Source organism: Bradyrhizobium guangdongense (assembly GCF_006483445.1).
Lineage (GTDB): Bacteria > Pseudomonadota > Alphaproteobacteria > Rhizobiales > Xanthobacteraceae > Bradyrhizobium > Bradyrhizobium guangdongense_A.
Genome location: NZ_PPPT01000321.1, coordinates 1 through 2,951, shown reverse-complemented (window position 1 = coordinate 2,951; position 2,951 = coordinate 1). Strand labels below are relative to the sequence as shown.

The window sequence follows — 2,951 nt, the reverse complement described above, 5'->3', positions numbered from 1 at the left end:
CCCTCACCCCAACCCTCTCAGCGCGAGCGAAGCTCGTCGCGGCCCCGCAAGCGGGGAGAGGCGGAAGACACAGCTACCCCCGCCTCACGCTCGCCCCGCCGTCCACCGGCAGCGTCACGCCGGTGATGAAATTCGCCTCGTCCGACGCCAGAAACAGCGCGGCGTTCGCGACATCCCATCCGGTGCCCATCTTCCTGCGCAGCGGGACCTTGCTGTCGCGTTCGGCTTCGACCTCAGCGCGGGTCTTGTGCCATTCACGGGCGCGGGTGTCGACGGCCATCGGCGTGTTCATCAGGCCGGGCAAAATGACGTTGGCGCGGATGCCGTGCTCGGCATTCTGGTAGGCGAGCTGCTCGGTGAAGGCGATCATCGCCGACTTCGTCGCCTTGTAGGCGACGTAGGGATAGGTCGTGATCGCCGCCATCGAGGAGATGTTGATGATCGCGCCGCTTTTCTGCGCGCGCATGATCGGGATCACCTCCTTGGCCGCGAGGATGCAGCTCTTGAGGTTGATCGCGACGACGCGGTCGAACGCCTCTTCGGTCAGCTGCAGCAGCTCCGCATCGCCGCCGGCGAGGCTGACGCCGACATTGTTGTGGAGGATGTCGATCCGGCCCCAGCGCGCCTGCGCATCCGCCACCATCGCCTTGATATCAGCGGTCTTGGTTACGTCGGCCTTGAAGGCGGCGGCGACGCCTTGCTTCTCGGCGATCAGCGCAACCGTCTCCTGCGCGGACTCCAGATGATGGTCCACGCACAGCACCTTTGCACCCTCGCGCGCGAAGGTGAGCGCGGTGGCGCGGCCATTGCCCATGCCTTCGCCGGGGCTCTGGCCGGCCCCGACCACGATGGCGACCTTGTCCTTCAAGCGCATGTCAGTTCACTCCCTGAAGCGGGTACTGCTCGAGTACCTCTTTGTAAGTGGGTTCGTTGTCGATCTTCATGGTCGCGAGCACCCGCACCACGGCGCAGTAGAAGGCAATGGTCAGCACGAGGTCGACCATGTGCTCGTCGGAGAGATGTTTTTTGATCTCGGCAAACGTCGCCTCCGACATCGCGAGCTCGCGCACCATCTCGCGCGCACCCCTGAGGATCGCCTTCGCCAGCGGCTCCAGTCTCGACGGCTTGCCTTCGGTCTCCGCCATCAGGCCGGCGATGTCATCGTCGGTAACGCCGAACTCGCGGCCGATCTTCACATGATGGGTGAACTCATATTCCGACTTCTCCAGCCAGCCGACCTGCAGGATCGCCAGCTCCCGCAGCCGCGGATCGAGCTTGCTCTTGAAACGGATGAAGCCGCCGACGCCGTTGAAGGCGCGCGCCATCTCCGGCGAGTTGACCAGCAGCTTGTGCAGATTGGTGTTGCGCTTGAGCATGTCGCGATATTCAGGCGCGACCTGGTCGGCCTCGAGATAGGGCAGGCGGGCCATCCGAAAAGTCCTTTCAGTATTCTTGTCAGTGGTCTTGTGACTCACGTTCGGGCGCTTGCAGCGTCACGCCGCCGTCGACCACCAGCACCTGGCCGGTGATGTAGCGCGCGAAATCGCTGAGCAGGAATTTGACGGCATGGCCGACATCCCAGCCGGTGCCCTCGGTCTTGAGCAGCGACGCCCGGGCGCGATTGGCGCGCGCGGTCTCGCTCATGCCGCTTGCATAGACCATCGGCGTGTACATCGGCCCGGGGCAGATGCAGTTGACGCGGATGTTGTCGCGGCCGTGATCGACAGCCATGGCGCGGGTGAGCCCGATGATCGCGGCCTTCGACGTCGTGTAGGTCGTCAGTCCGCGGGGCCGCAGCGCCGAGATCGAGGAGATGTTGACGATGGCGCCGCCCTTGGCGGTCCGGATCATGGCGGGGATCGCATATTTCGACAGCAAGAACATGCTCTCGACATTGACCTGCATGACGCGGCGATACTGCTCGGGCGCCTCGTCGACCACGCTGCCGCGGCTGCCGATACCGACATTGTTGTCGAGCAGGTCGAGCCGACCCCAGCGATCGAGCGCGGCTTCGACGAGCTCTTTGCAATCGCTCTCCTGGGTCACGTCGCCGCCATGTGCCGCGGCGGTGCCGCCTTCGGCGACGATCATCTCGACGGTGCGCTCGGCGAGCTTGATGTCGCGATCGGCGACCAGCACCTTGGCGCCCGCCCGCGCCAGCAGGATGGCGGCTGCCCGGCCATTGCCGATGCCGTCGCCGGCTGCGCCTCCGCCGCTGATCAGCGCAACCCTGCCGGTGAGGCCGGCATCGTCTTCAGGGCCCTGCATGTCGTTTCATCCCGCTGTTTTGTTGCCGTTGTTTTCCCGCACGATAGCAACGGCTTCGCGGCGAGAGAAGGCCGGGCATTGCGCCGTCATCCATTTGTCACCGCGCGGAATTGGTGTTGTCGCAGCGCCCGGTGCATGGCTGCTCCCCGGGTTTTGGAACCTTCGCCGTGCGCCGGCATTTGTCGCGGGACCGCATCCGCGCTACGTTCGCTTTCGGGGCTCTCCAATCGCGATTGGCATCGCCGATGAATCTCCTCGATCCGCAGGGACCTGTCGCCGCCGCCAACAGCACCATCCTCGTCGATTCCGTCTTCATCATGCTGACGATCGTGGTGCCGACCATTATCGCGATCCTGGCGTTCGCCTTCTGGTTTCGCGAGGGCAATCCGCGGGCGCGCTACCAGCCGAACTTCGTCTATTCCGGCCGCATCGAGCTGGTGGTGTGGTCGATCCCGGCGCTGACCGTGATCCTGCTCGGCGGCGTCGCCTGGATCGGCTCGCATAAGCTTGATCCTGCGGCACCGGTGCCGGGGACGGGCAGCCCGGTGCGCATCCAGGCCGTATCGCTCGACTGGAAATGGCTGTTCATCTATCCCGACCAGCGCATCGCCACGGTGAATACGCTGACGGTGCCGGCCGGCGCCGAGCTGAACTTTCAACTGACGTCGTCGAGCGTGATGAAC

The 2,951-nt window shown here is 64.9% G+C and carries 3 protein-coding genes and 1 pseudogene; 1 reads left to right on the top strand and 3 read right to left on the bottom strand.

Features of this window, described 5'->3' with window-relative positions:
- Positions 1-73 precede the first annotated feature (73 nt).
- From C2U70_RS32450 to C2U70_RS32440, 3 genes are read right to left on the bottom strand one after another with little or no spacing between them, the layout of a single operon-like run.
- Complete coding sequence (locus C2U70_RS32450; protein ID WP_140982812.1) at positions 74-874, bottom strand: SDR family NAD(P)-dependent oxidoreductase; 801 nt, start codon at positions 872-874, stop codon at positions 74-76.
- A gap of 1 nt (position 875) precedes the next feature.
- Complete coding sequence (locus tag C2U70_RS32445) at positions 876-1,430, bottom strand: carboxymuconolactone decarboxylase family protein (protein ID WP_140982810.1); 555 nt, start codon at positions 1,428-1,430, stop codon at positions 876-878.
- 25 nt (positions 1,431-1,455) lie between these two features.
- Complete coding sequence (locus C2U70_RS32440; RefSeq protein WP_140982807.1) at positions 1,456-2,268, bottom strand: SDR family NAD(P)-dependent oxidoreductase; 813 nt, start codon at positions 2,266-2,268, stop codon at positions 1,456-1,458.
- A 245-nt stretch (positions 2,269-2,513) separates the two neighbouring features.
- Between C2U70_RS32440 and C2U70_RS32435 the strand changes: the two are divergent.
- Positions 2,514-2,951, top strand: a pseudogene (locus C2U70_RS32435) (cytochrome ubiquinol oxidase subunit II); the annotation flags it as partial.

Coding starts and splice junctions, on each gene's coding strand:
- C2U70_RS32450 (WP_140982812.1), bottom strand. CDS start 874: ATGCGCTTGAAGGACAAGGTCGCCATCGTGGTCGGGGCCGGCCAGAGC.
- C2U70_RS32445 (WP_140982810.1), bottom strand. CDS start 1,430: ATGGCCCGCCTGCCCTATCTCGAGGCCGACCAGGTCGCGCCTGAATAT.
- C2U70_RS32440 (WP_140982807.1), bottom strand. CDS start 2,268: ATGCAGGGCCCTGAAGACGATGCCGGCCTCACCGGCAGGGTTGCGCTG.